Annotated in this window: 18 protein-coding genes; 8 read left to right on the plus strand and 10 right to left on the minus strand. The window is 72.7% G+C overall.

All coding sequences use genetic code 11. From position 1 onward, the window contains the following. Positions 1-2 precede the first annotated feature (2 nt). The 8 genes from ACFWN1_RS18835 to iolC all read right to left on the minus strand — a co-directional run bounded on the left by ACFWN1_RS18835 (position 3) and on the right by iolC (position 9,998). Positions 3-866 carry an ABC transporter permease gene (locus ACFWN1_RS18835; protein WP_384363225.1) on the minus strand — a complete coding sequence of 288 codons (864 nt, stop codon included), beginning with the start codon at positions 864-866 and terminating at the stop codon, positions 3-5. Beyond that, on the minus strand, positions 863-3,499 hold the full coding sequence (locus ACFWN1_RS18840; RefSeq protein ID WP_384363227.1) for an alpha/beta fold hydrolase: 2,637 nt from the start codon (positions 3,497-3,499) through the stop codon (positions 863-865). Before ACFWN1_RS18840 ends, ACFWN1_RS18835 begins: the two co-directional genes overlap by 4 nt. 122 nt (positions 3,500-3,621) lie before the next feature. Then, complete coding sequence (locus tag ACFWN1_RS18845; protein ID WP_384363229.1) at positions 3,622-3,798, minus strand: hypothetical protein; 177 nt, start codon at positions 3,796-3,798, stop codon at positions 3,622-3,624. 112 nt (positions 3,799-3,910) lie between these two features. Then, positions 3,911-5,413, minus strand: a complete 1,503-nt coding sequence (gene mmsA, locus ACFWN1_RS18850) for a CoA-acylating methylmalonate-semialdehyde dehydrogenase (RefSeq protein ID WP_384363231.1) — start codon at positions 5,411-5,413, stop codon at positions 3,911-3,913. Positions 5,414-5,429: 16 nt separating this feature from the next. Further along, positions 5,430-7,307, minus strand: coding sequence for a 3D-(3,5/4)-trihydroxycyclohexane-1,2-dione acylhydrolase (decyclizing) (gene iolD, locus ACFWN1_RS18855; protein WP_384363233.1), 1,878 nt, complete (start codon positions 7,305-7,307; stop codon positions 5,430-5,432). After that, a complete protein-coding gene (gene iolB, locus ACFWN1_RS18860) occupies positions 7,304-8,116 on the minus strand; it encodes a 5-deoxy-glucuronate isomerase (protein ID WP_384363235.1) in 813 nt (270 codons plus the stop codon). Before iolB ends, iolD begins: the two co-directional genes overlap by 4 nt. A gap of 8 nt (positions 8,117-8,124) precedes the next feature. Next, the gene (locus ACFWN1_RS18865) at positions 8,125-9,024 is read right to left on the minus strand and encodes a deoxyribose-phosphate aldolase (protein WP_384363237.1); all 900 of its coding nucleotides are present in this window, start codon (positions 9,022-9,024) and stop codon (positions 8,125-8,127) included. Further along, positions 9,021-9,998 (minus strand): 5-dehydro-2-deoxygluconokinase, encoded by a 978-nt coding sequence (gene iolC / locus ACFWN1_RS18870; protein ID WP_384363239.1) that lies wholly within the window; start codon positions 9,996-9,998, stop codon positions 9,021-9,023. Before iolC ends, ACFWN1_RS18865 begins: the two co-directional genes overlap by 4 nt. 133 nt (positions 9,999-10,131) lie before the next feature. On the opposite strand from iolC, the gene ACFWN1_RS18875 reads away from it, so the two are divergent. The 4 genes from ACFWN1_RS18875 to ACFWN1_RS18890 all read left to right on the plus strand — a co-directional run bounded on the left by ACFWN1_RS18875 (position 10,132) and on the right by ACFWN1_RS18890 (position 14,350). Beyond that, a complete protein-coding gene (locus ACFWN1_RS18875; RefSeq protein ID WP_384363241.1) occupies positions 10,132-11,046 on the plus strand; it encodes a sugar phosphate isomerase/epimerase family protein in 915 nt (304 codons plus the stop codon). A gap of 314 nt (positions 11,047-11,360) precedes the next feature. Beyond that, positions 11,361-11,561 (plus strand): helix-turn-helix transcriptional regulator, encoded by a 201-nt coding sequence (locus tag ACFWN1_RS18880; RefSeq protein ID WP_384363243.1) that lies wholly within the window; start codon positions 11,361-11,363, stop codon positions 11,559-11,561. A 206-nt stretch (positions 11,562-11,767) separates the two neighbouring features. Then, positions 11,768-12,007, plus strand: a complete 240-nt coding sequence (locus ACFWN1_RS18885; RefSeq protein WP_384363245.1) for a heavy-metal-associated domain-containing protein — start codon at positions 11,768-11,770, stop codon at positions 12,005-12,007. A gap of 84 nt (positions 12,008-12,091) precedes the next feature. Next, positions 12,092-14,350 (plus strand): heavy metal translocating P-type ATPase, encoded by a 2,259-nt coding sequence (locus ACFWN1_RS18890; RefSeq protein ID WP_384363247.1) that lies wholly within the window; start codon positions 12,092-12,094, stop codon positions 14,348-14,350. 617 nt (positions 14,351-14,967) lie between these two features. Here the strand turns inward: ACFWN1_RS18890 and ACFWN1_RS18895 are convergent. Together ACFWN1_RS18895 and ACFWN1_RS18900 are read right to left on the minus strand one after the other, a co-directional pair. Next, on the minus strand, positions 14,968-16,266 hold the full coding sequence (locus ACFWN1_RS18895; protein ID WP_384363249.1) for a citrate synthase: 1,299 nt from the start codon (positions 16,264-16,266) through the stop codon (positions 14,968-14,970). Between the two features lie 177 nt (positions 16,267-16,443). Then, positions 16,444-18,717, minus strand: coding sequence for an ATP-dependent RecD-like DNA helicase (locus ACFWN1_RS18900; RefSeq protein WP_384363251.1), 2,274 nt, complete (start codon positions 18,715-18,717; stop codon positions 16,444-16,446). A gap of 193 nt (positions 18,718-18,910) precedes the next feature. On the opposite strand from ACFWN1_RS18900, the gene ACFWN1_RS18905 reads away from it, so the two are divergent. Genes ACFWN1_RS18905 through ACFWN1_RS18920 form a run of 4 tightly spaced genes read left to right on the plus strand, consistent with a single transcriptional unit; the run spans position 18,911 to position 24,375 of the window. Continuing rightward, positions 18,911-19,969 (plus strand): LacI family DNA-binding transcriptional regulator, encoded by a 1,059-nt coding sequence (locus ACFWN1_RS18905; RefSeq protein ID WP_384363253.1) that lies wholly within the window; start codon positions 18,911-18,913, stop codon positions 19,967-19,969. After that, a complete protein-coding gene (locus ACFWN1_RS18910) occupies positions 19,966-21,498 on the plus strand; it encodes a sugar ABC transporter ATP-binding protein (protein ID WP_384363255.1) in 1,533 nt (510 codons plus the stop codon). Before ACFWN1_RS18905 ends, ACFWN1_RS18910 begins: the two co-directional genes overlap by 4 nt. Then, on the plus strand, positions 21,488-23,440 hold the full coding sequence (locus tag ACFWN1_RS18915; protein WP_384363257.1) for a substrate-binding domain-containing protein: 1,953 nt from the start codon (positions 21,488-21,490) through the stop codon (positions 23,438-23,440). Before ACFWN1_RS18910 ends, ACFWN1_RS18915 begins: the two co-directional genes overlap by 11 nt. A 32-nt stretch (positions 23,441-23,472) precedes the next feature. Beyond that, positions 23,473-24,375, plus strand: a complete 903-nt coding sequence (locus ACFWN1_RS18920) for a ribokinase (protein ID WP_384363259.1) — start codon at positions 23,473-23,475, stop codon at positions 24,373-24,375. Positions 24,376-24,455 lie beyond the last annotated feature (80 nt).

Here is a 24,455-nt window from a genome sequence, read left to right on the forward strand (position 1 = left end):
CGTTAGGACACGATGTCCTTGCGGGCGAAGCCCCGGAAGGCCAGGGCGAAGAGCACCAGGGCGTACGTGACCGAGACCGAGGCGCCCTGGACCATGCCCGCCCACTCGGCGTTCGGCTGGAGGATGTCGGCCCACGCGAACTGCCAGTGCGCGGGCAGGAAGTCCCGCCAGTGGCCGAGGGCCGTGACGGCGTCGAGCACGTTGCCGACGATGGTCAGCCCGACCGCGCCGCCCACCGCGCCCAGCGGGGCGTCCGTACGGGTGGAGAGCCAGAACGCGAGCCCGGCGGTGACCAGTTGCGAGACGAAGAGGTACAGCACCACCACGGCCAGCCGCCCGACCGCCGTACCCGCCCCCACCGCCCCGCCGGTCGGCACCAGCAGCGGACCCCAGCCGTACGCGGCCGTGCCCACCGCCAGAGCCACCGTGGGCAGCAGGATCATCGCGGCCAGGCTCATCCCCAGCCCCACCACCAGCTTGGACCACAGCAGGCGGGCCCTCGGCACGGGCGCCGCCAGCAGATAGCGCAGCGAGGACCAGCCGGCCTCCGAGGCCACCGTGTCCCCGCAGAACAGGGCGACCGGGATCACCAGCAGGAAGCCGGCCGAGACGAAGAGGCTGACGGCGGCGAAGTTGGCGCCGGACGCGGTGGCCGTGTCCATCAGGGTGATCCGGCGTCCCCGCCCGGCCGGGTCCCCGCCGATCGCGAACGCGGCCAGCAGGATCAGCGGCAGCGCGGCCAGTATCGCGCCCATGACCAGCGTGCGGCGCCGCCCGAGCTGGCGGACGAGTTCCACGCGTGCGGGCAGGGTGCGGGAGGCGCGGTAGCCGGGTGCCGTCTGTGCGCTCTCGGTGAGCGTGCTCACGCGGAGCCTCCGATCAGGGTGAGGAAGGCGTCCTCCAGACGCCGGTGCGGGCCGACGGAGAGCACGGGCACCTCCAGCCGGACCAGGTCCACGACCAGTTCGCCCGCGGTGCCGCCGGGTTCGAGGCGGATCAGCAGCCCCTCCTCGGCGGGTACGGCGGAGGCGACGCCGGGCAGCGCGGCCACCTTCTCCACGACCGGCCCGGCGACGGGGGTGCCGGTGCCGACGAGCAGGGTGTCGCCGGCGCCCACGATGTCCCGGACCGCGCCGGCCTCGACCAGCCGGCCCCGGTCCATGACCACCAGGTGGGTGCAGGACTGCTCGACCTCGGCGAGGAGGTGGCTGGAGACGATGACCGTGCGTCCGGCGGCCGCGTAACGGATCAGCACCTCGCGCATCTCGCGGATCTGCGGCGGGTCGAGGCCGTTGGTGGGCTCGTCCAGGATCAGCAGGTCGGGCAGGCCGAGCATGGCCTGGGCGATGGCCAGGCGCTGGCGCATGCCCTGGGAGTAGGTGCGTACCGCGCGGGCCAGGGCGTCGCCCAGGCCGGCGATGTCCAGGGCCTCGGCGAGGTGGGCGTCCTCGGGCGGGCGGCCGGTGGCGCGCCAGTACAGCTCCAGGTTCTCCCGGCCGGTGAGGTGGGGCAGGAAGCCGGCGCCCTCCACGAAGGCGCCGACGCGGGAGAGGACGGGGGCGCCGGGGCGGATGGCGTGGCCGAAGACGCGGATCTCGCCGCCGTCGGGGCGGATCAGGCCCATCAGCATGCGCAGGGTGGTGGTCTTGCCCGCGCCGTTGGGCCCGAGCAGGCCGAGCACCTGGCCCCTCTGGACGCGGAAGGAGAGGTCGCGTACGGCGTACCGGTCGGCGGACTTGGCGTAGCGCTTGCTCAAGTCGCTGATGACGAGCGGGACTTCCGACAGCTCCGGGTCGGGTGCGGGGGCGCTCGTGCGGCGGCGGGCGGTGAGGAGGAGGGCGAGGGCGGCCACGGCGCCCGCGAGGGGGAGCCACCAGACCCAGGAGGGCAGTGAGGTGGCCGCGGTGGTGACGCCGGGGGCGGTGGGCACGCTCAGGGGGCCGTCGAGGGAGACGGTGTAGGTCGCGGGGGCGTCGGGGGAGGCGTACCCGAGGTCGGTGGAGGCGAGGACGAGCCGGAGGCGGTGGCCCTGCTGCACCTCGTGGTCGACGGGCGGGAGGGTGACGGTGACGTCCTTGCCGGCCTTGGCGCCGGTGACCCTGAGCGGGGTGACGAGCTGGCCGGGGAGCACCTGGCTGCCGCTCGGGCCGACGTCGTAGAGCTTGGCGAAGAGGACCGCGTCGGCGCTGGTGGACTTCACATGGACACGGGCGGTCGGGGAGCCGGTGATCCGGAGGGCGGTGCGCTGGGGGCGCGCGTCGAACTTGGCGTACTGGCCGGGGAAGTCGAGGGAGACGCCGGTGCCGAGGGCGGAGAGCTGGGCGAGGCCGCCGCCGCCGAGGCCGGGCAGGGCGGAGACGGCGGGCGGGCTGGCGCCGGCCGGGTTGGTGAGGCGCTGCTCGCGGCCGCCGAGGGCGATGGTGCGGGGGTCGGAGCGCAGGCCGGGGTAGGTGCCGGCGGTGGCGCCCCGGCTGCGGGTGCTGCCGTCGGTGGAGTCGATGCCGCCGGTGCGGGTGATCCGGAAGGCGGGTCCGGTTCCGGTGGCCGTCTCGCCCTTGAGGTAGTGGTCGAACCAGTCCCGCATCCGCCCCTGGACCCGGCCGCTCTCCAGGTCGCCTCCGTCGTGGCCGCCCGCGATCCAGTCGACCTTGACGGGCGCGCCGTTGGCTCGGATCGCGCGTTCGGCGGCGTCGGACTGGGCGAGGGTGAACAGGGAGTCGGTCTGGCCCTGGAAGAGCAGGGTGGGGACCTTGATCCGGTCGGCCACGGCGGAGGGTGAGCGGCGCTGGAGCAGGGCGCGGGCGTCGGCGTCGGGGACGCCGGACTGGGCGACGCGCTGGTACATCGCGCACAGCGCGGGCTCGAACCGGGCGCAGCCGCCGCCGGAGTTGAAGAAGACGCCGGTCCACAGCTTCTTGAACACGCCGTTCGGGAAGAGGGCGTCGGCGAGGTCCCAGTAGGTGACGGCGGGCGCGATGGCGTCGACGCGCGGGTCGTGTCCGGCGGCCAGCAGGGAGATCGCGCCGCCGTAGGAGCCGCCCGCCACGCCCACGCGGGGGTCGCCGGCCTTGTCGAGGCGGACCTCGGGGCGGGCGGCCAGCCAGTCGATGAGGCGGGAGACGTCGGTGACCTCGTGGGCCGGGTCGTTGAGCCCGATCTTCCCGGTGGAGTGGCCGAACCCGCGGGCCGACCAGGTGAGTACGGCGTACCCGTGCCCGGCGAGGTCCTCGGCCTGGGCGCGCAGGTCGTCCTTGCTGCCGCCGAAGCCGTGGGCGAGCAGGACGGCCGGGCGGCGGCCGCCGCTACCGGAGGTGAAGTAGGAGGTGTCGAGGCGGGTGCCGTCCGCCATGGTCAGGACCCGGTCGTCGCGGTGCGGGCGGGGCGTGTCCGCGGCGGTCGCGGTCGCGGTCCAGGTGCCGGCGGCCAGCAGCACGGCGGCCCCCAGTGCGGCGGCCGCCCGCCGGGGCCTCTTCAGCAGCCGGGACACTCGATGATCCATGACCCAACGGTACGGGCCGCCTTCCCCGCCGGACGGCCCCGCCGGGCTGAACCCCCGACCCTCCTTCGGGAGTACGGGCCCGGACAGGCGTACTGCGGGCGTGGTAGGGAGGGGCGGCCTGGTCAGTCCCGGGCGTCCTCGGGGAGCTTGACCAGCCAGTGGGTGTCGCGGCGGGGCCGCAGGCAGAGGGCACGGTAGAGGGTGGCGACGGCGGGCTCGACCTGCGCGCCGGCGCCTGGATCACCGGCGCTACGGAATCCGCAGGATTGAGCCGCTGTCGGTGATGTGGACAGCGGCATCCGGCAGGCACCCGCCCGCTTGTCGCCCGTACGGGAACCGCGGGCGCCGGCCGGAGAAGGACCGGGCCGGAGGACGGTCGCCGCTGTCTTGGGGCCCGGTCGCGTGCGGGGCTCAGTGGTTGCGCGGGAAGCCCAGGTCGACGCCGGCGGGGGCGTCGGCCGGGTCGGGCCAGCGGGTGGTGACGACCTTGCCGCGGGTGTAGAAGTGCGTGCCGTCGTTGCCGTAGATGTGGTGGTCGCCGAAGAGGGAGTCCTTCCAGCCGCCGAAGGAGTGGTAGCCGACCGGGACCGGGATGGGGACGTTCACGCCGACCATGCCCGCCTCGATCTCCAGCTGGAAGCGGCGGGCGGCACCGCCGTCACGGGTGAAGATCGCGGTGCCGTTGCCGTAGGGCGAGGCGTTGATGAGGGCGACGCCGTCCTCGTAGGTGCCGACGCGCAGGACCGACAGCACCGGGCCGAAGATCTCGTCCTGGTACGCCTTCGCGCTGGTCGGCACCTTGTCGAGCAGGGAGATGCCGATCCAGTGGCCGTTCTCGTGGCCCTCGACGGTGTGGCCGGTGCCGTCGAGCACGACCTCGGCGCCCTCGGCGGCGGCGCCCGAGACGTAGGCGGCCACCTTGTCCCGGTGGGCCTTCGTGATCAGCGGGCCCATCTCCGAGGCCGGGTCGCTGCCGGGGCCGATCCTGATCTTCTCGGCGCGCTCGCGGATCTTCCGCACCAGTTCGTCACCGATGGCGCCCACCGCGACGACCGCCGAGATGGCCATGCAGCGCTCGCCCGCCGAGCCGTAGGCAGCGGACACGGCGGCGTCGGCGGCCGCGTCGAGGTCGGCGTCCGGCAGCACCAGCATGTGGTTCTTGGCGCCGCCGAGGGCCTGGACGCGCTTGCCGTGGGCGGAGGCGGTCGCGTGGATGTACCGGGCGACGGGGGTGGAGCCGACGAAGGACACCGCCCGCACGTCCGGGTGCTCCAGCAGGCGGTCGACGGCCACCTTGTCACCGTGCACGATGTTGAACACCCCGTCCGGCAGTCCGGCCTCGGCCAGCAGCCCGGCCAGCCGGACAGCGGCCGACGGGTCCTTCTCCGACGGCTTCAGCACGAAGGTGTTGCCGCACGCGACGGCCAGCGGGAACATCCACATCGGCACCATCGCCGGGAAGTTGAACGGGGTGATGCCCGCGACCACCCCGAGCGGCTGCCGGAGCGCCGCCACGTCGACACCGGTGGCGACCTGGGTGGACAGCTCGCCCTTGAGCTGGACGCTGATCCCGCAGGCCAGGTCCACGATCTCCAGGCCGCGCGCGACCTCGCCGAGCGCGTCGGAGTGCACCTTGCCGTGCTCGGCGGTGATCAGCGCGGCGATCTCGTCGCGGTGCTCGTCCAGCAGCGCCCGGAACCGGAACAGGACGGACGTGCGCTGGGCCAGCGACGACCGCCCCCAGGTGGTGAAGGCGTCCTTGGCGGCGGCGACCGCCGCGTCCACCTCCTCGACGGAGGCGAAGGCGACCTTCGTGGTGACCTCGCCGGTCGCCGGGTCGGTGACCGGCCCGTACGCGCCCGACGCGCCCTCGGCGGTCTTGCCGCCGATCCAGTGGTCGACGATCTTCGTCATGTCCTCGGGCTCCTTGTCACAGGTGGCGGCGGCGGGCCGGCAGGTGCCGTTCGTACAGCTCGCGTGCCTCGACCGCGGACGGTCTGGTCGCGGTCTCGGCCACAGGAACATCCCACCAGGCCGCTGCGGGAGGCGCGCCCGACACACTGTCGGACGTTTCGGTCTCCACGTAGACACAAGTGGGAGTGTCCGCGGCGCGTGCCCCGGCGAGGGCGTCCCGCAGCTCGCCCGCGGTCCGGGCGCGCAGCACCCGCATGCCGAGGCTGGCCGCGTTGGCGGCCAGGTCGACCGGGAGCGGCGGCCCGGTGAAGGTGCCGTCCTCGGCGGTGTGCCGGTAGGCGGTGCCGAACCGCTCGGCGCCGACCGACTCCGACAGGCCGCCGATGGACGCGTACCCGTGGTTCTGGATCAGCACCGTCTTCACCGCCAGGCCCTCCTGGACGGCGGTGACGATCTCGGTCGGCATCATCAGGTACGTGCCGTCGCCGACCAGCGCCCAGACGTTCCGCTCGGGCGCGGCGAGCTTCACGCCGAGGGCGGCCGGGATCTCGTAGCCCATGCAGGAGTAGCCGTACTCCACGTGGTACTGGTCGCGGGCGCGGGTCCGCCAGAGTCTGTGCAGGTCGCCGGGGAGGGAGCCGGCCGCGTTCACGATGATGTCGCTCGCGTCGACCAGGGCGTCGAGTGCGCCGATCACCTGGGTCTGGGTCGGCACCGCGTGCGGGTCCCCGGCGGCGAAGCAGGCGTCCACGCGGCGCTCCCAGTCCGCCTTGGCCGCCGTGTAGTCCGCGAGATACGCCTCCGGCACCCGGTGTCCGTGCGTACCCAGCGCCTCGGTCAGCTCGCCCAGGCCGCTGCGGGCGTCGGCGATCAGCGGGAGCCCGGCCAGCTTGTGGCCGTCGAAGGGCGCGATGTTGAGGTTGAGGAAGCGCACACCGGGGCCGGCGAAGAGGGTGCCGGAGGCGGTGGTGAAGTCGGTGTACCGGGTGCCGACGCCGATCACCAGGTCGGCCGCGCGGGCGAGTCCGTCGGCGGTGTCGGTGCCGGTGTGGCCGATGCCGCCCACGTCCTGGGGGTGGTCGTGGCGCAGGGAGCCCTTGCCGGCCTGGGTGGAGGCGACCGGGATGCCGGTGGCGGCGGCGAACTCCGCGAGCGCGTCCTCGGCGCGGCTGTGGTGGACCCCGCCGCCCGCGACGACGAGGGGGCGCCGGGCCGCCCTGATCATCCTCACCGCCTCGCCGAGTTCGCCCGGGTCGGCGCCGGGTCTGCGGACGGTCCACACCCGGTCGGTGAAGAACTCCTCGGGCCAGTCGTACGCCTCGGCCTGCACGTCCTGCGGGAGGGCGAGGGTGACGGCGCCGGTGTCGACGGGGTCGGTGAGCACCCGCACGGCAGCGAGCGCGCTCGGGATCAGGGCCTCGGGGCGGGTGATCCGGTCGAAGTACCGGGACACCGGGCGCAGGGTGTCGTTCACCGACACATCGCCCGCGTAGGGGAGTTCGAGCTGCTGGAGGACGGGGTCGGCGGGGCGGGCGGCGAAGACGTCGCCGGGGAGCAGCAGGACGGGCAGATGGTTGACGGTGGCGAGGGCGGCGCCGGTGACGAGGTTGGTGGCGCCGGGGCCGATGGAGGTGGTCACCGCGTGGGTGGAGAGGCGGTCCGACTGGCGGGCGTACCCGACGGCCGCGTGCACCATCGCCTGCTCGTTGCGGCCCTGGTGGTAGGGCATCGACTCCCGGTACTCCAGCAGGGCCTGGCCGATCCCGGCGACGTTGCCGTGGCCGAAGATGCCCCACGTGGCGCCGATGAGCCGCTGCCGTACGCCGTCGCGTTCGGTGTGCTGGGCGGCGAGGAAGCGGACGAGTGCCTGCGCGACCGTGAGCCTGGTGGTCACCGGTAACCCCCTCGGTGGCCAGGATGGAAGCTGATCCGCCATTCGCGGCCGGCGCCGGGTCCGGCCATCACGTTCAGGTAGTACATGGCGTGGCCGGGCTGGGCGATCGACGGGCCGTGCCAGCCGTCGGGAACGAGGACCGCGTCACCGGTGCGGACCTCCGCGAGCAGGTCGGCGCCGCCCGGACGGGAGGGGAAGACGCGCTGGTAGCCGAGGCCGCCGTCCTCGATCTCGAAGTAGTAGATCTCCTCCAGCTCGGACTCCTCGCCCGGCCGGTGCTCGTCGTGCTTGTGCGGCGGGTACGACGACCAGTTGCCGCCCGGGGTGACGACCTCGACGGCGATGAGCCGGTCGCAGTCGAAGGTGTCGGCGGCGGCGAAGTTGCGCACCCGGCGGGCACAGGTGCCGCTGCCGCGCTCCTCGACGGGGACCTCCGGCGCGGAGCCGTAGCGGGCGGGGAGTCGTCGCTCGCACTTCGCTCCTGCCAGGGCGAAGCGGCCTCCCGCGCCGGAGGCGATCTGGACCCGGCTGTCGCGGGGGACGTACGCGAAGTCGGAGACTGCCGCGAACACGTTCTCCCGGCCGCGGATCTGAAACTCGTTCTCCTCAATTTGTACGGTACATGCACCCTGGAGGGGGAGCACGATCCACTCGGCGTCGCCGGTGTCGAAGGTATGGCCGGCGCCCGCTTCCAGCGCCACGACGCGCAGGCGGGTGTGCGCCCAGCCTTCCTGGCCTGGCCCGATGTCGAGCGCGTACGGGCCGCTCGCGGCCTCGCCGTGCGGGAGGTGGAGCCGGGTGCCGGTCATGCGGGCCCTCACAGCAGTCCTGCGGCGGTGTCCACGGCGGCGGCCACGTCGCCGTCCGCCGGGTACAGCAGTGTGCGGCCCACCACCAGGCCGCGCACGGTGGGCAGTCGCAGCGCGCCGCGCCATTTCTCGTAGGCGGCGGCCTGCTCCTGGGGGGAGCCTCCGGCCTCGCCGCCGAGCAGGACGGCGGGCAGCGTGGTGGTCGCCATGACCTCGGCCATGTCGTCCGGGTTACCGGTGACCGGGACCTTCAGCCAGGTGTAGGCGGAGGTGCCGCCCAGCCCGGAGGCGATGGCGAGCGAGGTGGTGACGGCCTCGGCGGACAGATCGTTGCGCAGGTGTCCGTCCGGGCCGCGCCGGCTGAGGAACGGCTCGATGAACAGCGGGAGTCGGCGTTCCGCCATGGCGTCGACCGTGCGGGCGGCGGCCTCCAGGGTGGTCAGCGAGCCGGGGTCGGTGTGGTCGACGCGCAGCAGCAGTTTGCCCGCGTCGAAGCGGCGGCGCCGGATGTCCTCGGGGCGGTGTCCGGTGAAGCGGTCGTCCAGTTCGAAGCGGGCGCCCTGGAGACCGCCCCGGTTCATGGAGCCGAGGACGACCTTGCCGTCCAGGGCGCCGAGCAGCAGCAGGTCGTCGAGGATGTCGGCGGTGGCCAGCACCCCGTCGACGCCGGGCCGGGAGAGCGCCAGGCACAGCCGCTCCAGCAGGTCGGCGCGGTTGGCCATGGCGAAGGGGCGTCCGCCGGCGCCGAGCGCCCCGCGTGCCGGGTGGTCGGCGGCGACGATCAGCAGCCGTCCGCTCGGCCCGAGCAGCGGCCGCGTGACCCGGCGCTCGGCGGCCTCCGCGATGGCCTCGGGATGCCGGGTGCGGAGGTGGACGAGGGTGGCCACGTCGACGTGGGCGGTGCTCATCGCACGGCTCCCGCCGCGAGCGCGGCCGAGACCTCGTCCGGGGTCGGCATCGCCGACGAGCACTCCAGACGGGAGGCGACGATGGCGCCGGCGGCGTTGGCGTGCCGCAGGACCGTCTCCAGGTCCCACCCCGCGAGCAGGCCGTGGCACAGCGAGCCGCCGAACGCGTCGCCCGCGCCGAGGCCGTTGAGGACGGTGACGGGCAGCGGGGGCACCTCGGCGTGCTCGCCGTCGCGGTGGACGGCGAGCACACCCTCGGGGCCCTGCTTGACCACCGCCAGCTCCACCCCGGCGGCCAGCAGTGCGCGGGCGGCGGCATGCGGTTCGCGGATGCCGGTGGCGATCTCCACCTCGTCCAGGTTGCCGACGGCGACGGTGGCGTGCCGCAGGGCCTCGGCGTAGAGGGGGCGGGCCGCGTCGGGGTCGCGCCGGGCCGGGTCGCTCCAGAGCGCGGGCCGCCAGTCCAGGTCGAAGACCGTGATGCCGGACCTGGCGCGGTGGGCGAGGGCGGTGAGGGTGGCGGTGCGGCTGGGCTCCTCGCTCAGGCCGGTGCCGGTGACCCAGAGGACGCGGGCCGCGCGGATCGCGTCCAGGTCGAGTTCGCCGGGGTGGATCTCCAGGTCGGGGGCCTTGGGCCGGCGGTAGAAGTACAGCGGGAAGTCGTCCGGCGGGAAGACCTCGCAGAAGGTGACCGGGGTGGGCAGGCCGGGGACCGGGGTGACCCAGCGGTCGTCGACGCCGAAGCCGCGCAGGGCCTCGTGGAGGTACGTGCCGAACGGATCGTCACCGGTACGGGTGATGACGGCGGTTCCGAGGCCGAGGCGGGCGGCGGCGACCGCGACATTGGTGGCGGAGCCGCCGAGGAACCTGCCGAAGGAGGACACCTGGGCGAGCGGGACACCGGTCTGGAGGGGATAGAGGTCCACCCCGACACGTCCCATGGTGATCAGGTCGTACGCCGCCGAATCCGCCATCGGCTCCCCTTCGTCACGTTCGTCAGGTCTCTCCCCCGGCTTTCTAGTCCGGTCCGGGGAGGCTGTCAACATTTTGTCCAGACATTCGGACCAGCGCTTGACACCCTTTCGGGTGGCCCGCACGCTGGCGGCCATGACGTCGACGCCGCCCTCCCCGCCGCCCCGTGTCCGCATCGGGTCGGCGCCAGACTCCTGGGGTGTCTGGTTCCCGGACGACCCCGCCCAGGTCCCCTGGCGGCGCTTCCTCGACGAGGTGGCCGCGTCCGGCTACGAGTGGATCGAACTGGGTCCCTACGGATATCTGCCAACCGACCCCGGGGTGCTCGCCGAGGAGACCGCCCGGCGGGGCCTGAAGGTGTCGGCCGGGACCGTGTTCACCGGGCTGCACCACGGCCCCGCGGTGTGGGAGCAGACCTGGGAGCACGTCTCCGCCGTCGCCGGGCTGACCCGGGCGACCGGCGCCCGTCACCTCGTCGTCATCCCGTCCTTCTGGCGGGACGACCGGACCGGCGCGGTGCTGGAGCCGGCCGGGCTGACCCCGGCCCAGTGGCGCGACCTGACCGCGCAGACCGAGCGGCTGGGCCACGAGGTCCGCGAGCGCTACGGCCTGACGATCGTCGTCCACCCGCACGCCGACACCCACCTCGACACCGAGGCGAACGTCACCCGCTTCCTCGACGCCACCGACCCCGCCCTGGTCTCCCTCTGCCTGGACACCGGCCACTACGCCTACTGCGGCGGCGACAGCGTCGAGCTGATCGAGACCTACGGCGAGCGCATCGGCTACCTCCACCTCAAGCAGGTCGACCCGGAGATCCTGGCCCGGGTGCGGGCGGAGGGCACCCCGTTCGGCCCGGCGGTCGCGCGGGGTGTGATGTGCGAACCCCCCACCGGGGTACCGGCGCTGGGCCCGGTCCTGGAGGCGGCGGCGAAGCTGGGCACCGGCCTGTTCGCCATCGTCGAGCAGGACATGTACCCCTGCGAGCCGGACCGGCCGCTGCCCATCGCCCGCCGCACCCGCGCGTTCCTGAGGTCGTGCGGCGTATAAGCGCACCGCCGGACAAACGTACCGCCGGGCGCCTCGCGCGCGGGCGTGCACGACGGTCCCGCCCACCCGGGTCAACCCGCCACGCCCGGCACGCACCCGCTCCTTCTGCTGTGGTCGTGTCACAAACGCCCCTCCCCTGTCACATGTGTCACGCGTACGCGGGTGCTCCGTCACACCCGGCCCACAGCCGCTAGCCCACGGTCACTCTGCGTCGTTGACCGGGCACAGGCTTGGTGATCACCAGCACACAGCGCCCGGCTCCCCCGACGGCCGCCCCACGGCCGACGCCGCGGCGCGCGCAGGAGGTGCGACGCATGACCGACCGCAGGCTCTGGTCCTACAAGGAAATCGCGGCACACATCCGGGTGCAGCCGGACACCGTACGGTCCTACCGGAAACACGGCCTGCTGCCACCGCCCGACCTCGTGGAGAGCGGCAAGCCCTACTGGTACGCCGACACCGTGCGCGCCTGGGTCGCCTCCCGGCCCGGCAACCGGGGCCGCAGAGAGGGCTGAGCCCCGCGCCGCCCGGCCATGGACGCCCGCACACCTCCGAGAGACGGGGTGCGGGCGTTCGTCGTACCACGACAAAGCGGGCGTATACATAGGGTGCCGGTGAATCCATCCCTGCCCGGCCACCCCTTGGGGAATACCCCCTAGGGGTATAGTGTTCGAAGTGTGAGGGGTTCCCGAGAACCCCCCTGTACGACGAGGAGAACGACATGAGCGCCCAGACCGACACCCCCGGCTCCGTCACCGCCGTCTACCAGGTGAGCGGCATGAGCTGCGGCCACTGCGAGGGCTCCGTCTCCGGCGAGATCTCCCAGCTCGCCGGCGTCAGCTCGGTGAAGGCGGTCGCCTCCACCGGTGAGGTCACCGTCATCTCGGCGGCCCCGCTCGACGAGGAGGCCGTGCGCGCCGCCGTCGACGAGGCGGGCTTCGAGCTGACCGGCCGGGCCTGAGCGAGAAACCCTTCCCCGACCGGGCCGTACCGACCAGCTCATACTGGCTTCCGTGAGGCCCGGTCCGATGTCTGGAGTCCGGGCATGACCAGCACCACCACAGCGACGGGGCGTACGGTCCCCGCGGCGGACGGCGACCGGGTCGAGCTGCTCATCGGCGGCATGACCTGCGCGTCCTGTGCCGCGCGGGTGGAGAAGAAGCTCAACCGCATGGACGGTGTGAGCGCCACCGTGAACTACGCGACGGAGAAGGCGAAGGTCAGCTTCGGCGGCGGCGTCCGCGTCACGGACCTGATCGCGGTCGTGGAGAAGACCGGCTACACCGCCGAGGAGCCCCCGCCCCCGGAGCCCGAACCGGCAGCCGGGTCCGGCGGGACGCCGGCCGGGCGCGACCCCGAGCTGTCCGCGCTCCGGCAGCGACTGCTCGTCTCCGCCCTGCTCGCCGCGCCCGTCATCCTGCTGGCCATGGTCCCGGCGCTCCAGTTCGACAACTGGCAGTGGCTCTCGCTGACCCTCGCCGCGCCCGTGGTCGTCTGGGGCGGCCTGCCCTTCCACCGGGCCGCCTGGACCAACCTGCGGCACGGCGCGGCCACCATGGACACCCTGGTCTCGGTCGGCACCCTGGCCGCGTTCGGCTGGTCCCTGTGGGCACTGTTCTTCGGCCACGCGGGCCTGCCCGGCATGCGGCACGCCTTCTCGTTCACCGTCTCCCGCACCGAGGGCACCTCCGTCATCTATCTGGAGGTCGCCGCCGGGGTCGTCGCGCTGATCCTGCTCGGCCGCTATCTGGAGGCCCGCTCCAAGCGCCGGGCCGGCGCCGCGCTGCGGGCGCTGATGGAGCTGGGCGCCAAGGACGTGACCGTGCTGCGGGACGGGCGGGAGACACGGGTGCCGGTGGGTTCGCTCGCCGTGGGCGACCGGTTCGTGGTGCGGCCCGGCGAGAAGATCGCCACCGACGGCACGGTGCTCGAAGGCTTCTCAGCCGTCGACGCCGCCATGCTGACCGGCGAGTCCGTGCCCGTCGACGTCTCCCCCGGCGACCAGGTCACCGGCGCCACGGTCAACGCGGGCGGGCGTCTGCTCGTCGAGGCGACCCGGGTCGGCGGCGACACCCAGCTGGCCCGGATGGCCCGGATGGTGGAGGACGCGCAGAACGGCAAGGCCGAGGTGCAGCGCCTGGCCGACCGGATCTCCGCCGTGTTCGTGCCCGTCGTCATCCTCGTCGCGCTCGGTACCTTCGGCGTCTGGCTGGGCGTCACCGGGGACACGGTCGCCGCGTTCACCGCCGCCGTCGCCGTACTGATCATCGCCTGCCCCTGCGCCCTGGGCCTCGCCACCCCGACCGCGCTGATGGTCGGCACCGGGCGGGGCGCGCAGCTCGGCATCCTCATCAAGGGCCCCGAGGTGCTGGAGTCGACCCGTCGTGTGGACACCGTCGTCCTGGACAAGACCGGCACCGTCACCACCGGCCGGATGACGCTCCAGGAGGTGTACACCGCCCCCGGCGAGGACGAGAAGCAGGTGCTGCGGCTCGTCGGCGCCCTGGAGCACGCCTCCGAGCACCCGGTCGCCCGCGCGGTCGCGGACGGCGCCGAGAAGCGGACCGGCGCGCTGCCCGCGCCCGAGCACTTCGAGAACGTCCCCGGCCGTGGCGTACGCGGCCGGGTGGACGGCCACGAGGTGGCCGCCGGACGGCTCTGGGACGACCTGCCCGAGGAGCTGGCCGCCGCCCGCACCCGGGCCGAGCAGGAGGGCCGTACGGCCGTGGTGGCCGGCTGGGACGGGAAGGCGCGTGCGGTGCTCGCCGTCGCGGACGCGGTCAGGGAGACCAGCGCCGAGGCGGTACGCGCACTGCGCGCCCTGGGCCTGACACCCGTGCTGCTCACCGGGGACAACCGCACGGTCGCCGAGGCGGTGGCGCGCGAGGTCGGCATCGACGAGGTCATAGCCGAGGTGCTGCCCGAGGATAAGGTGGACGTGGTCCGGAAGCTGCGGCGCGAGGGGCGGACCGTCGCCATGGTCGGGGACGGGGTGAACGACGCGGCCGCGCTCGCCACCGCCGACCTCGGTCTCGCCATGGGCACCGGCACCGACGCGGCCATCGAGGCCGGCGATCTCACCCTGGTCCGGGGCGACCTGCGGGTGGCCGCCGACGCCATCCGGCTCTCCCGGCGCACGCTCGCCACCATCAAGGGCAACCTGGTGTGGGCCTTCGGCTACAACGTGGCCGCGCTGCCGCTGGCCGCGGCGGGCCTGCTGAACCCGATGATCGCGGGGGCGGCGATGGCGTTCTCCTCGGTGTTCGTGGTCACCAACAGCCTGCGGCTGCGCCGGTTCCACTGAAACGGGCCAGGAAGTGCCGCGGGTGGCCGGAAGAAGTCCTCCGAGGAGAAGTAAGAGTCCCTCTGGAGTACGGCGCGCACCTCACATAAGCTCTTCACAAGGCTCGCGCATCTTCCTTACGCTTGGGCCCCGATCGCCGTATCGGGACTCTTGCGCAGTAATGGGACGTATGCAAGAGACGCAGATCACAGTGACGCGAACGTAACCATCGAAGGGGTTCGAAGGTCTAAGTTGGCGGTGTCAGTCCAGCGTCTTGGGGGGCGCCGGCTGGCATCCGGAGTCGTCTTGGGGGACTTCTCCGGATAGGGGTACCTCCTGCTCGAACGAGTTGAGAGCCAGGGGGAGCGTAGCCGGGGCACGTACACCGGGAAGCTTTGAGCGGCCCTCCCAGCGTGCGCTGTCCCGGCAGACCGCAACCGCTTTTACGTCACTGGAGCACGACGGGTCCGCCCGTCGGGCTCGGCAGCGAATTCAGGCGCTGCCCTCCGAGCGCCCGGCCCGGATCCCGTGGGGGGAATCCGCACCGGGGCATGGGAAGGCGCCCTGGACGTCGGCCCGTGGGGGGACCGACGCCAGGGCGCCTTCCGCTTTTTCAGCTCTTCGGCTTCGCTACAGGCTCAGCGCTGCTCGACCGGCACGAAGTCACGCTCGACGACGCCCGTGTAGATCTGGCGCGGGCGGCCGATGCGGGAACCCGGCTCCTTGATCATCTCGGTCCACTGGGCGATCCAGCCCGGCAGCCGGCCGAGGGCGAACAGGACCGTGAACATCTCGGTCGGGAAGCCCATGGCCCGGTAGATCAGACCGGTGTAGAAGTCCACGTTGGGGTAGAGGTTGCGCGAGACGAAGTAGTCGTCGGAGAGCGCGTGCTCCTCCAGCTTCAGCGCGATGTCCAGCAGCTCGTCGGACTTGCCGAGCGCGGAGAGGACGTCGTGCGCGGCGGCCTTGATGATCTTGGCGCGCGGGTCGAAGCTCTTGTAGACCCGGTGGCCGAAGCCCATCAGGCGGACGCCGTCCTCCTTGTTCTTCACCTTGCGGATGAAGGAGTCGACATCGCCGCCGTTGGCCTGGATGCCTTCCAGCATCTCCAGTACCGACTGGTTGGCGCCGCCGTGCAGCGGGCCCCACAGCGCGTTGATGCCGGCCGAGATCGAGGCGAACATGTTGGCCTGCGAGGAGCCGACCAGGCGGACCGTGGAGGTCGAGCAGTTCTGCTCGTGGTCCGCGTGCAGGATCAGCAGCTTGTCCAGCGCGGAGACGACGACCGGGTCGAGGTCGTACTCCTGGGCCGGCACCGAGAACGTCATGCGCAGGAAGTTCTCGACGTAGCCGAGGTCGTTGCGCGGGTAGACGAACGGGTGGCCGATGGACTTCTTGTACGCGTACGCCGCGATCGTCGGGAGCTTGGCGAGCAGGCGGATGGTGGAGAGGTCGCGCTGCTGCTCGTCGAACGGGTTGTGGCTGTCCTGGTAGAAGGTGGACAGCGCCGAGACGACCGAGGACAGCATGGCCATCGGGTGGGCGTCGCGCGGGAAGCCACGGTAGAAGTTCTTGACGTCCTCGTGCAGCAGGGTGTGCCGCGTGATGTCGTTCTTGAACGTGGCCAGCTCGTCGACGGTCGGCAGCTCACCGTTGATCAGCAGGTACGCCACCTCAAGGAAGGTGGAGCGCTCGGCCAGCTGCTCGATCGGGTAGCCGCGGTAGCGGAGGATGCCCGCCTCGCCGTCGAGGTAGGTGACGGCGGATTTGTACGCGGCCGTGTTGCCGTAGCCGCTGTCCAGGGTCACCAGACCGGTCTGGGCGCGGAGCTTCCCGATGTCGAAGCCCTTGTCGCCGACGGTGCTGTCGACCACCGGATAGGTGTACTCGCCGTCGCCGACCCGCAGTACGACAGAGTTGTTGGTGTGCTCGCTCACGTCTTCCCTCACCGACTTAGTGCCTCATCTTCGAGGTGCCCTGACTGTCTCTACCATCCCCCATTTGGCTCAGGAGAGTGCACTCGGGGTCGCCACTTGGCCCATTGGCGGCACTCAGTGCCGCGAACCTGCTCATCCTGCCCCCTGGCCGGGGGTTCCGGAAGTGCTCTGTGACCTTCATGACTCATTTGATCGATCATTTTTGCCGACGAGTCTGAAATCGAGCGCCGTGCAGCGGCGGCCGGCCGACACCGTGCGCACGGCCTGCCCGATCGCCTTGCGCGAACCCACCAGCACGACAAGCCCCTTGGCGCGGGTGACCGCCGTGTACAGCAGGTTCCGCTGGAGCATCATCCAGGCTCCGGTGGTGACCGGGATCACCACGGCCGGGTACTCACTGCCCTGGGAGCGGTGGATGGTCACGGCGTAGGCGTGGGCCAGTTCGTCCAGTTCGTCGAACTCGTAGCCCACCTCCTCGTCCTCGTCGGTGAGCACCGTCAGCCGCTGCTCGACCGGGTCGAGCGAGGTCACCACGCCCACCGTGCCGTTGAAGACGCCGTTCTCGCCCTTGTCGTAGTTGTTGCGGACCTGGGTCACCTTGTCGCCGACCCGGAAGACCCGGCCGCCGAACCGCTTCTCCGGCACATCGGGGCGGCCGGGGGTGATGGCCTGCTGGAGCAGGGCGTTGAGGGCGCCGGCGCCGGCCGGGCCCCGGTGCATCGGCGCGAGGACCTGCACGTCCCGGCGCGGGTCGAGGCCGAAGCGGGCCGGGACGCGGCGGGCGGCCACGTCCACGGTGAGCCGGCCGGCCTCCTCGGTGTCGTCCTCTACGAAGAGGAAGAAGTCGTCCAGCCCCTCGGTCAGCGGGTGCCGGCCCTCGTTGATCCGGTGCGCGTTGGTGACCACGCCGGACCGCTGGGCCTGGCGGAACACGCGGGTGAGCCGGACGGCGGGCACCGGGCTGCCCTCGGCCAGCAGGTCCCGCAGCACCTCGCCCGCGCCGACGCTGGGCAACTGGTCCACATCGCCGACGAACAGCAGATGGGCGCCGGGCGGTACGGCCTTGACCAGCTTGTTGGCGAGCAGCAGGTCGAGCATGGACGCCTCGTCCACCACCACGAGGTCGGCGTCCAAGGGGCGGTCGCGGTCGTAGGCGGCGTCCCCGCCGGGTCTCAGCTCCAGCAGCCGGTGCACGGTGGACGCCTCGGCGCCGGTCAGCTCGGCCAGCCGCTTGGCGGCGCGGCCGGTTGGGGCGGCGAGCAGCACCCTGGCCCGCCGGGCGCGGGCGAGTTCGACGATCGAGCGGACGGTGAAGGACTTGCCGCAGCCGGGGCCGCCGGTGAGGACGGCGACCTTCGCGGTGAGCGCGAGCCGGACGGCCGCCTCCTGCTCGGGCGCGAGGTCGGTGCCGGTGCGGCCCTTCAGCCAGCCGAGCGCCTTGTCCCACTTCACGTCCCGGAACGCCGGCATCCGGTCCTCGCCGGTGCGCAGCAGCCGCGACAGCTGGGCGGCGAGGGAGAGTTCGGCGCGGTGGAAGGGGACGAGGTAGACGGCGGTGACCTGCTCGCCCCCGTCGGGCCCCGGCACCCTCTCCCGTACGACACCGGGTTCCTCGCCCTCCTCGCCCGGGGCGGCCAGCTCGCCCAGGCAGTCGATGACCAGGCCGGTGTCGACCTGGAGGAGCTTCACCGCGTCCGCGATGAGGCGTTCCTCGGGGAGGTAGCAGTGGCCCTGGTCGGTGGACTGGGACAGGGCGTACTGGAGGCCGGCCTTGACGCGCTCGGGGCTGTCGTGCGGGATGCCGACGGACTGGGCGATCTTGTCGGCGGTGAGGAAGCCGATCCCCCAGACGTCGGCGGCGAGCCGGTACGGCTGGTTCTTGACCACGGAGATGGAGGCGTCGCCGTACTTCTTGTAGATCCGCACGGCGATGGAGGTGGAGACCTCGACGGTCTGGAGGAAGAGCATCACCTCCTTGATCGCCTTCTGCTCCTCCCAGGCGTCGGTGATCCGCGCGGTGCGCTTGGGGCCGAGTCCGGGGACCTCGATGAGGCGCTTCGGCTCCTCCTCGATGATCTTCAGGGTGTCCAGGCCGAAGTGCCGGGTGATGCGGTCGGCGAAGACCGGGCCGATGCCCTTGACCAGCCCGGAGCCGAGATAGCGGCGGATGCCCTGGACGGTGGCGGGGAGGACGGTCGTGTAGTTCTCGCAGGTGAACTGCTTGCCGTACTGCGGGTGCGAGCCCCAGCGGCCCTCCAGCCGCAGCGACTCCCCCACCTGGGCGCCGAGCAGCGCGCCGACCACGGTGAGCAGGTCGCCGCCCCCTCTCCCGGTGTCGACGCGGGCGACGGTGTACCCGGTCTCCTCGTTGGCGTAGGTGATGCGCTCCAGCACGCCTTCCAGCACGGCCAGGTGCCGTTCGCCCGCGGGGTTTTCCGTCTGTCGTGCCACGGGGCGACGGTACCGGTGAGGACCGACAGCGCGCCGCGGGTGGTGGATCTCTCACCGTCCGTGCTCAGCTGAGCATGATTCATCACGATCTGATTTCAGCCACCCGCGAAGGGGTTGTCCGGAGGCCGTGTAATCGATTCCAATCCTCCGGACAGGTCGTTGTAAACGATTCCACAAGGAGGTGGAGCCGTCGATGGCGAGCATCAAGGACGTCGCCGCCGCGGCGGGTGTCTCCGTCGCCACGGTCTCACGCGTACTGAACGCTCATCCCTCGGTGAGCGCCGAGGCGCGCTCGCGTGTGCTGGCCGCCGTGGCCGAGCTGGGCTACCGGCCCAACGCGGTCGCCCGCTCCCTGCGTACCGACCAGACCCACGCCCTCGGCCTGGTGATCGGCGATGTGCTGAACCCGTACTTCACCGAGCTGGCCCGCTCGGTGGAGGAGGCGGCCCGGGATCTCGGGTACAGCGTGATCATCGGCAACGCCGACGAGCGCCCCGACCTCCAGGACCACCACGTCCGCACCCTGCTGGACCGCCGGATCGACGGTCTGCTGGTCTCCCCGGCCCCCGGCGACTCCCCGCCGCTGCTGGAGGCGGCCCGCGCGGGCACCCCGGTGGTCTTCGTGGACCGCTGGATTCCCGGCGCCGAGGTTCCGGTGGTCCGGGCCGACGGACGGCGGGCGGTGCGGGAGCTGGTGGCGCATCTGCACCTGCTCGGGCACCGGCGGCTCGCCATCATCGCGGGCCCGGCCGGCGCCACGACCGGCAGCGAGCGGGTGGCCGCCTTCCGGGACGCGCTGGCCGCGTACGGGCTGCCGCTGACCGGCGAGTACATCGGCCACGGTGACTTCCAGGCGGCCAGCGGACGGCGGGTCACCGAGGGCTTCCTCGACCTGCCCGAGCCGCCCGAGGCGGTGTTCGCCGCCGACAACCTGATGGCGCTGGGCGCGCTGGACGCGATCCGGGCGCGCGGGCTGCGGATGCCGGACGACATCGCGCTGGCGGTGTTCGACGACATCCCGTGGTTCGTGCACACCGACCCGCCGATCACCGCCATCGCCCAGCCCACCGGCGATCTGGGCCGGGCCGCCGTGCGCGCCCTGGTCGACCGGATCGAGGGGCGGGCCGCCGAGTCCGTCACGCTCGACGCCCGGCTGGTGGTGCGCCGCTCGTGCGGTGCCCCGGCACCCGTACTGATTCCTCCCACGTCCCCCATGCGAAGGAGCACCCCCGTGCAGAGGAGCACACCGTGAGCGATCCCGACGAACTGCTGCGCGTCGAGGGCATCCGCAAGGCATTCCCCGGTGTGATCGCGCTGGACGGCGTCGACTTCGGCCTGCGCCGGGGCGAGGTCCATGTCCTGCTCGGCGAGAACGGCGCGGGCAAGTCCACCCTGATCAAGACCCTGTCCGGCGCCAGCCCGCCGGACTCCGGGCGCATCCTGGTCGACGGCGCCGAGGTACGGGTGCGCGGCGCCCGGGACGCGGAGGCGCTCGGGATCGCCACGATCTACCAGGAGTTCAACCTGGTCCCCGAGCTGACGGTGGCCGAGAACATCTTCCTGGGCCGCCAGCCGCGCCGGTTCGGCATGGTCGACCGCAAGCGGATGGAGGCCGACGCCGGGGCCCTGCTGAAGCGGGTCGGGCTGGACGTCCACCCGCGTACCCGGGTCCGTGAACTGGGCATCGCCCGGCTCCAGATGGTGGAGATCGCCAAGGCCCTCAGCCTGGACGCCCGCGTGCTGATCATGGACGAGCCGACGGCGGTGCTCACCTCCGACGAGGTCGGGCGGCTGTTCACGCTGGTGCGCTCGCTGCGCGCGGACGGCGTCGGCATCGTGTTCATCACCCACCACCTGGACGAGATCGCCGCGCTCGGCGACCGGGTCACCGTGATCCGGGACGGCCGCAGCGTCGGCCAGGTCCCGGCGTCCACGCCCGAGGACGAACTGGTCCGGCTGATGGTCGGCCGCTCCATCGAGCAGCAGTACCCGCGCGAGCGCCCCGAGCGTGGCGAGCCGCTGCTCGCCGTCGAGGGACTGACCCGGAACGGGGTCTTCCACGACGTGAGCTTCGAGGTGCGCGCCGGTGAGGTGGTCGGCATCGCCGGGCTGGTCGGCGCGGGCCGTACCGAGGTGGCGCGGGCGGTGTTCGGCGCCGACCCGTACGACGCGGGCACGGTGAAGGTACGCGGCACCGTGCTGCGCCGGCACGACGTGGACGCGGCACTGAGCGCCGGGATCGGCCTGGTGCCCGAGGACCGCAAGGGCCAGGGCCTGGTGCTGGACGCCTCCGTGGCGGAGAACCTGGGCCTGGTGACCCTGCGTTCGGCCAGCCGGGGCGGGCTGGTGGACCGCAAGGGCCAGTACGCGGCGGCCGGGCGGATCGCCGAGCGGCTGAACGTGCGGATGGCGGGCCTCGGCCAGCACGCGCGCACCCTGTCCGGCGGCAACCAGCAGAAGGTCGTCATCGGCAAGTGGCTGCTGGCCGACGCGCGGGTGCTGATCCTCGACGAGCCCACGCGCGGCATCGACGTCGGCGCGAAGGTCGAGATCTACCAGCTCATCAACGAACTCACCGCGGCCGGTGCCGCCGTCCTGATGATCTCCAGCGACCTGCCCGAGGTGCTCGGCATGAGCGACCGGGTGCTGGTGATGGCCCAGGGCCGGATCGCCGGCGAACTCGAGGCCGCCGAGGCCACCCAGGACGCCGTCATGTCCCTCGCCGTGGGCACCCCCACGACCGACCCCAGTACCGAAACGGAGGCCCCCGGTGGCCACTGACACCCTCAAGAGCCGGGCGGACTCCGGCAGTTCCACGGTGGGCGGCTTCCGCCGGCTGCTGCTCGACAACGGTGCGCTGACCGCGCTGATCGTCCTCGTCATAGCCCTGTCGGTGCTGTCGGGCGACTTCCTGACCACCGACAACCTGCTCAACATCGGTGTGCAGGCGGCCGTGACGGCGATCCTCGCCTTCGGTGTGACCTTCGTGATCGTCTCGGCGGGCATCGACCTGTCGGTGGGCTCGGTGGCCGCGCTCTCGGCGACCGTGCTGGCCTGGAGCGCCACCGCGCACGGGGTGCCGGTCGCCCTCGCGGTGGTCCTCGCGCTCGCCACGGGCATCGCGGCGGGCCTGGTCAACGGCTTCCTGACGGCGTACGGGAAGCTGCCGCCGTTCATCGCCACGCTGGCGATGCTGTCGGTGGCGCGGGGTCTGTCGCTGGTGATCTCCGGCGGCGTGCCGATCCCGTTCCCGGACTCCGTCTCCCACCTCGGGGACACCCTCGGCAACTGGCTGCCGGTGCCGGTGCTGGTCATGGTGGTGATGGGGCTGCTCGCGGCGGTCGTGCTGGGGCGCACCTACATCGGCCGGTCGATGTACGCGATCGGCGGCAACGAGGAGGCAGCGCGGCTCTCCGGCCTGCGGGTGAAGCGGCAGAAGCTCGCCGTGTACGCGCTGTCCGGGGTGTTCGCGGCCGTCGCCGGTGTGGTGCTGGCCTCCCGGCTGTCCTCGGCGCAGCCGCAGGCCGCCGACGGCTACGAGCTGGACGCCATCGCGGCCGTCGTCATCGGCGGTGCCTCGCTGGCGGGCGGCTCGGGCAAGGCGTCGGGCACCCTGATCGGCGCGCTGATCCTGGCGGTGCTGCGCAACGGCCTCAACCTGCTCTCCGTCTCCGCGTTCTGGCAGCAGGTCGTGATCGGTGTGGTCATCGCGCTGGCCGTGCTGCTGGACACCGTGCGCCGCAAGGCGGGGGCGACCCCGGTGGCGGCCGGTACCGGGGGCGGGAACCGGGGCAAGCAGGCGGCGACGTACGGGCTGGCGGCCGTGGTGACGGTGGCGATCGTCGGCGCGACCTCCTTCCTGCACAACGGCTCGGCCTCGGCCGACCCCAAGCTGGGGCTGTCCCTGTCGACGCTGAACAACCCGTTCTTCGTGCAGATCCGGGAGGGCGCGCAGGCGGAGGCGAAGAAGCGGGGCGTGGACCTCACCGTCACCGACGCCCGGGACGACGCCTCCCAGCAGGCCGACCAGCTGCAGAACTTCACCAGCTCCGGCTACGGCGCGGTCATCGTCAACCCGGTGGACTCCGACGCGGCCGGCAACTCGGTGAAGGCGGCGGGCAAGGCCGGCATCCCGGTGATCGCGGTGGACCGCGGGGTCAACAAGGCGAAGGTGGCCGCGCTGGTCGCCTCCGACAACGTGGCGGGCGGTGAGCTGGCGGCGAAGGCGGTCGCGGAGAAGCTCGGCGGCACCGGCCGGATCGTGGTCCTCCAGGGCCAGGCGGGCACCTCCGCCGCGCGTGAGCGGGCCGCGGGCTTCGCCAAGGGGCTGGGGCAGTTCCCCGGCATCAAGGTGCTGGCCCAGCAGCCGGCCGACTTCGACCGGGCCAAGGGTCTGGACGTGATGTCCAACCTGCTCCAGGCCCACCCCGATGTGCAGGGCGTCATCGCGGCCAACGACGAGATGGCCCTCGGCGCGATCAAGGCGCTCGGCGCCAAGGCGGGCAGGTCCGTGCAGGTCGTCGGCTTCGACGGCACCCCGGACGGACTCAAGGCCGTCAAGGACGGCAGCCTGTACGCGTCGGTGGCGCAGCAGCCGACCCAGCTCGGCCGGATCGCCGTCACCAACGCCCTCAAGGCGCTGGACGGCGGCAAGCTCGCCCCGATGGTGAAGGTGCCGGTGAAGGTCGTCACCCGGGAGAACGTGGCCGGCTTCACCGGCTGACCGCGCCTCGACATCCGTAAGGGAGCTTCTTGATGTACGACTACGACCTGCTGGTCGTGGGGTCCGCCAACGCCGATCTGGTGGTCGGGGTGGAGCGGCGGCCGGGTGCCGGGGAGACGGTGCTCGGCGGTGACCTGGCCGTCCATCCGGGCGGCAAGGGCGCCAACCAGGCGGTCGCCGCCGCCCGCCTCGGCGCCCGTACGGCGCTGCTGGCACGGGTCGGCGACGACGGCCACGGCCGGCTGCTGCTGGACTCGCTCCGCTCGGCCGGGGTGGACACCTCGGCGGTGCTGACCGGCGGGGCGCCGACCGGGGTCGCGCTCATCACCGTCGACCCGTCCGGGGACAACAGCATCGTGGTCTCCCCCGGCGCCAACGCCCGTCTGACCGAGGGTGATGTGGCGGCGGGGGTGCTGGGCGCGGCCCGGGTGGTGTCGGCGCAGCTGGAGATCCCGCTGGAGACGGTGGCGGCCGTGGTGCGGGGGCTGCCCGAGGGCACCCGGTTCGTGCTGAACCCGTCCCCGCCGCGCCCGCTGCCCGACGAGGTGCTGGCCGCCTGCGACCCGCTGGTGGTCAACGAGCACGAGGCGCGGGTGCTGCTCGGCGACGCGGACCCCGGTGACGATCCCGCCGACTGGGCGCGGCGGCTGCTGGCCCTGGGTCCGCGCTCGGTGGTGGTCACGCTCGGCGCGAAGGGCGCGCTGGTGTGCGACGCCTCCGGCGCGCGGTCGGTGCCGTCGGTGGTGGTGGCCGCGGTGGACACCACGGGTGCCGGGGACGCCTTCACGGCCGCGCTGGCCTGGCGGCTGGGCGCGGACGAGGAGCTGGCCGAGGCGGCGGCGTACGCGGCCCGGGTGGGCGCGGCCGCCGTGACCCGGCGCGGGGCGCAGGAGTCGTACCCGACGGCGGCGGAGGTCGCGGCGCTGGACGCCTGACATGTTTCGAGGGGGCGTGCCCCGGGGGCTCGCGCCGGGTCCCCCCCCCCGGGTTGGCCCCCTAAGAGATAGCGGAGCGG

The organism is Streptomyces sp. NPDC058459 (genome assembly GCF_042721685.1).
Classification (GTDB): Bacteria; Actinomycetota; Actinomycetes; order Streptomycetales; family Streptomycetaceae; genus Streptomyces.

Excerpts from the sequence above, each read along its gene's own strand:
- ACFWN1_RS18840 (WP_384363227.1), bottom strand. The coding sequence starts at position 3,499 with ATGGATCATCGAGTGTCCCGGCTGCTGAAGAGGCCCCGGCGGGCGGCC.
- ACFWN1_RS18845 (WP_384363229.1), bottom strand. The coding sequence starts at position 3,798 with ATGCCGCTGTCCACATCACCGACAGCGGCTCAATCCTGCGGATTCCGT.
- mmsA (WP_384363231.1), bottom strand. The coding sequence starts at position 5,413 with ATGACGAAGATCGTCGACCACTGGATCGGCGGCAAGACCGCCGAGGGC.
- iolB (WP_384363235.1), bottom strand. The coding sequence starts at position 8,116 with ATGACCGGCACCCGGCTCCACCTCCCGCACGGCGAGGCCGCGAGCGGC.
- ACFWN1_RS18865 (WP_384363237.1), bottom strand. The coding sequence starts at position 9,024 with ATGAGCACCGCCCACGTCGACGTGGCCACCCTCGTCCACCTCCGCACC.
- iolC (WP_384363239.1), bottom strand. The coding sequence starts at position 9,998 with ATGGCGGATTCGGCGGCGTACGACCTGATCACCATGGGACGTGTCGGG.
- ACFWN1_RS18875 (WP_384363241.1), top strand. The coding sequence starts at position 10,132 with ATGACGTCGACGCCGCCCTCCCCGCCGCCCCGTGTCCGCATCGGGTCG.
- ACFWN1_RS18880 (WP_384363243.1), top strand. The coding sequence starts at position 11,361 with ATGACCGACCGCAGGCTCTGGTCCTACAAGGAAATCGCGGCACACATC.
- ACFWN1_RS18885 (WP_384363245.1), top strand. The coding sequence starts at position 11,768 with ATGAGCGCCCAGACCGACACCCCCGGCTCCGTCACCGCCGTCTACCAG.
- ACFWN1_RS18890 (WP_384363247.1), top strand. The coding sequence starts at position 12,092 with ATGACCAGCACCACCACAGCGACGGGGCGTACGGTCCCCGCGGCGGAC.
- ACFWN1_RS18905 (WP_384363253.1), top strand. The coding sequence starts at position 18,911 with ATGGCGAGCATCAAGGACGTCGCCGCCGCGGCGGGTGTCTCCGTCGCC.
- ACFWN1_RS18920 (WP_384363259.1), top strand. The coding sequence starts at position 23,473 with ATGTACGACTACGACCTGCTGGTCGTGGGGTCCGCCAACGCCGATCTG.